Raw genomic sequence first — 761 nt, forward strand, 5'->3', positions numbered from 1 at the left:
GTATGACGGGCATGTCCGTGTTCTGTGGTGCAAGTCCACATAGGCGTAGCTACCGACGAACTTGTAAGCGACTCCCAAGGTTTGCATCGTGAGGTGTGGGCGAGAAGAAGGGATAGCGAAATCGTAGCCCTACGGACAGAAACCCGATATTAAGGCGTACATGGTGGGTAAGTTGACTTAAAGCAACGAAGCCCTAAAGGTAGCCGTAACCCATGTGCGTAAATCGGGAGGGTAGACGAGGAAAGAACACGGACTTATCCCGTGAGGTCTCACAGGCGGTTTCATCAGCCGTAGTAACAACGAACTGTGAGAAGTCAGCAGAAGCCATAGTAGGAGAAATCTGAAGGGCTGAACAATGTAACCGTGCAGACGAATGTATGTACCTGTGAGTATTCGACAAGCGGATGTAGGCGAAACGTATATGAGCTGTAAACGCATAAACATAGGACAAATCACAGGGAGCGGAAAGGAGCGAAGCACACAAAGTATGTCGGAATTGTTGGAAAAGATACTGGAGAAAAAGAACATGAACGAAGCATATAAGAAAGTCTGTGCCAATAAGGGTGCAGGCGGCGTTGACGGCATGGAACTGGAAGAACTTGATGGATTTATCCGTAAGAACTGGAACAGTATCAGGGAGCAAATCAGAGGAAGGAGTTACAAACCTCAACCCGTGAGGCGTGTAGAAATCCCGAAGCCTAACGGAAGCAAAAGAAAACTTGGAATACCGACAGTCATGGACAGGGTAATCCAGCAGGGTA

1 pseudogene is annotated in these 761 nt (G+C 48.1%); it reads left to right on the forward strand.

Going from position 1 to position 761, the window contains the following annotated elements:
• Window positions 1-526: 526 nt before the first annotated feature.
• Window positions 527-761: pseudogene (locus CI597_RS17550) on the forward strand (group II intron reverse transcriptase/maturase); the annotation flags it as partial.

Origin of the sequence: Anaerostipes hominis (ex Lee et al. 2021), from assembly GCF_002270485.1 — a bacterium.
Taxonomy (GTDB): domain Bacteria; phylum Bacillota; class Clostridia; order Lachnospirales; family Lachnospiraceae; genus Anaerostipes; species Anaerostipes hominis.